Source organism: Candidatus Protofrankia californiensis (assembly GCF_900634765.1).
In the GTDB taxonomy this organism is placed as follows: domain Bacteria; phylum Actinomycetota; class Actinomycetes; order Frankiales; family Frankiaceae; genus Protofrankia; species Protofrankia californiensis.
Genome location: NZ_CAAAFT010000100.1, coordinates 1 through 3,374, shown reverse-complemented (window position 1 = coordinate 3,374; position 3,374 = coordinate 1). Strand labels below are relative to the sequence as shown.

Annotated in this window: 3 protein-coding genes; all 3 read right to left on the bottom strand. The window is 72.2% G+C overall.

Translation table 11 applies throughout. From position 1 onward, the window contains the following. A partial coding sequence (locus tag DD1DGNOD_RS06040; protein WP_430827762.1) for a glycosyltransferase family 2 protein occupies positions 1-962 on the bottom strand: 962 nt, incomplete at its 3' end. Between the two features lie 215 nt (positions 963-1,177). Then, positions 1,178-2,329 carry a glycosyltransferase family 4 protein gene (locus DD1DGNOD_RS06035; RefSeq protein ID WP_346434275.1) on the bottom strand — a complete coding sequence of 384 codons (1,152 nt, stop codon included), beginning with the start codon at positions 2,327-2,329 and terminating at the stop codon, positions 1,178-1,180. Positions 2,330-2,469: 140 nt separating this feature from the next. Further along, a partial coding sequence (locus tag DD1DGNOD_RS06030; protein ID WP_131769633.1) for a glycosyltransferase family 4 protein occupies positions 2,470-3,374 on the bottom strand: 905 nt, incomplete at its 5' end.

Here is a 3,374-nt window from a genome sequence, read left to right as displayed (position 1 = left end):
CTTCGAACCGAGTCCGCGCTTCGGGCCGGGAGGGCGTCGGTGGATTGAGTCGCGCGGGCACCCGCGCTGTCGTCGGCGAGCGCCACGGCCACCAGCAGGCGCAGGCCGAGTCCCACCCCGAGCAGGACCCGAAGCGGCAGGTGGCGCGGTGTCGAGTACTGCCGGGACAGATACCGGAACATGCTGCGGTGATGGGCGATCACCATGCGACGGGAGGTACGCCTCGTCGAGTGGCCGCCCAGATGCTCCACGACCGCGGTCGGTACGTAGACCTGCTGCCAGCCGAGCAACCCGAGCCGCCGGCCCAGGTCCACGTCCTCCATGAACATGAAGTACGCCTCGTCGAATCCGTCGACCGCCTCGAACGCCTGGCGCCGCAGCACCTGGCATGCTCCGGACAGCCAACCGGCGGTCGTCTCGACCAGTGCACCACCCTCGCGGCGGTAGGCCGCCGTCCACGGGTTGGTCGGCCAGCACCAGCCGAACAGAGCGTGACCGATCCCACGCCACAATGAGGGAAGCTCGCGGGCCGACGGGTAGAGCACACCCCCCGGATTGATGATCGCCGGGCCGAAGGCACCGGCCCCCGGCCAGCGCTCGGACGCCTCCATCAGCTCGTCGAGCGATCCCGGCGTGAACGTGATGTCGGCGTTGGCCACGACCAGCCACGGGGCGCTGCTACCGGCCGCGCCGCGGTTGACCGCCGTCCCGTAACCGAGGTTGCGCCCGGTGCGCAACAGCCGGACCTCGCCGCGCTCGGCCACGGCGGCCGTGCCTGCGTCCAGCACCGGCGAGTTGTCCACCACGACGACCTCGTAGGGCAACGACGTGGCCTTGGCCAGGGAGTCCACGAAGGGGCCGAGCACCTGACCCGAATGGAACGCCACGACCACCACGCGCAGCTGCGGCTGCGCATCCACAGGACCCGGGCTGTCACGCCTGTCGTGCTGTGGCTGCGTCAAGGCTGCCTCGTTCTGTGCGCTCACTGACCGCCCTCTTCGTCCCTGCTCGCCGTGTGCATATGCGATTGCAACGCCCGGGTCAGGATGCCACCGGCAGGGCCGCGGTCAGGTGTCGGGGTCAAGCGGTCGGGGTCAGATGGCGCGGGGTCGGACGATCGGGTGGCCGACCACCGGTCGGGCCGGGAGCATCGGTGGGGTGAGGAACGTCGGTCGGGTCAGGATGCGGCGGCCCGCGCGTAGCTCGCCAGGTGCGCCTCGGCGCTCGCCGCCCAGGTGAACTCCCGGGCCCGTGCCAGACCGGCCACCGCCAGCGACTCGCGCCGCTGTGCGTCGTCGAGCAGCGCGCTCATCTCGCGTGCGATCGAGTCGACGTCGGGCTGGGTGTAGGCGACAGCGTCACCGCCGACTTCCGGCAGGGAGAGGCGGGGGGTCGTCAGTACCGGTGCGCCGCAGGCCATCGCCTCCAGCACCGGCAGCCCGAAACCCTCGCCGTGGGACGGGTAGGCGACCAGCGACGCCCCGCCCAGGTAGCCGGGAAGGTCGGAGAAGCGCAGGTAGCCGGGACGAACGACCTTCAGGTTGGACGGGACCGAGGCGACCGCGGCATCCACGTCGTCGTCCCAGCCCGAGCCGCCGGCGAGCACCAGTGCGGGCGGGTCCGCCCGGTCGTGCACGGCCTCGGCCCAGCCGCGGATCAGGTTCGGCACGTTCTTGCGGGGTTCGAGCATCCCGAGGAACGCGACGTAACGGCTCTCACCCAGACCGAGCCGCAGCCGGACCCGGCGCTTGTCCTCGTCGGTGGGCGGGTGGAAGGTCGCGGTCTCCACCCCGTGATAGGCGACGTCGGTCGTGGTCGAGTCCCCGTCGAGGACCCGGATGAGCTCGTCACGGGTGGCCTTGGACGGAACGATGATCCGGTTGGCCTTGCGCACGGCGGTGCGCATCGCCGACCGGAAGAACGTTCCCTTCACGGCGGTGTGCATCTCCGGCTCTGTGAAGAACGTGACATCGTGGATGGTCACGCATACGGGCTGGGAGGTACGCAGTGGCATCGTGTAGTGCGGCGAATGGATGACCTGCGCACCGATCTGGTAGGCGACCAGCGGCAGCCCGGTCTGTTCCCAGGCCAGGCGTGCGGGCCGGTGGGCGATCGCCGCCGGCCCCGCCACCACGTTGGTGTGCGGGGCTATCCGGCCGTACCGCTCGTAGTCCGATCGTTGACAGACCAACGCGAGGTCGGCGCCAGCCGCATCCAAGGCCGCCACCAGCCCGTCGACATAACGACCGACGCCACCGCGATCAGCTGGGACCGCAGTGGCGTCGACGAGCACCCGGGGAGACACGGCGCTCCTTCCGACTGGCGGCATGTTACTCACCGCTAGGTTCTTTGAGGCCACCGACGCCGCGTGAAGCGACCCCGACGGATCGCCTCTGATCCGTCCGGCCCTGCCGATCACATCGACTTCGGCCCGCAGGCAAGCCTACGCCCGCGCCCGATCCCCGAGGGTCACCCCGTCGAGAACTCCCGGGAGCCGGTAAGTCGACGGTAAAGGGACCAGACCGATTCCGCTGCCCCGTTCCAGGTAAATGCCGCCGCTCTCGCTCGTCCGTCCGCGCCCAGTCGGCGACGCAACGCCTCGTCGCCGACAACGGACGCGGTGGCGCGGGCCAGCGCCGCCGCGTCGCCCACCGCCACGGTCACGATCGCGGGCCCGCCGACCTCGACAAACGCGGGAATGTCGGAGGCGATCACGGGGACGCCGTGGGCCATCGCCTCGACGAGCGGCAGCCCGAAGCCCTCCGAGCGGCTCGGCGCGAGCAGCGCGGTCGCCCGTGACAGCACGACCGCGAGGTCGGCGTCGTCCAGGCGCCCGAGCAGCCGCAGCCGGGTGGGGTCGAGGCCGAGGCGGGCGGCCTCGACCCGCAGGTCCAGCCCGCCCCAGCCCGGCGAGCCGACGTGCACCAGCGGCAGGTCGGGCGCGGCCGGGTCGCGCAGCGCGGCGAGCACCGTGTCCAGGCCCTTGCGCGGCTCCAGGGTGGCGAGGGTGAGCAGATATCCGCCGTCGGGGAGGCCGAGACGCCCGGCGCGGGCGGCGGCGTCCACCGGGACCTGCCCGACCGCCTCGCTCACCCCCTCACCGATGACGTGCAGCCGGTCGGCCGGGATCGGCAGATGCGCCCGGATGTCGGCGGCGACGGCCCTGGTGGGGACGATCACGGCATCGGCGTGGCGGGCCGCCCGGACGCCCATCCGCCGGTGCCAGCGGGCACCGTGCGGGGTGAGGGTGTGCGCATGGGTCCACGGCACGGCGTCGTGGATCGTGACGACCAGCGGCACCCCGGGCCGCCGGGGCGGGACGAGCAGGGTGGGAGCGTGGACGATGTCCACGCCGGTCGGCGCCGGGCCGTGGC

What these genes read in the sequence shown, in the direction of transcription:
- DD1DGNOD_RS06035 (WP_346434275.1), bottom strand. Translation starts at nt 2,329, where the DNA reads ATGCCGCCAGTCGGAAGGAGCGCCGTGTCTCCCCGGGTGCTCGTCGAC.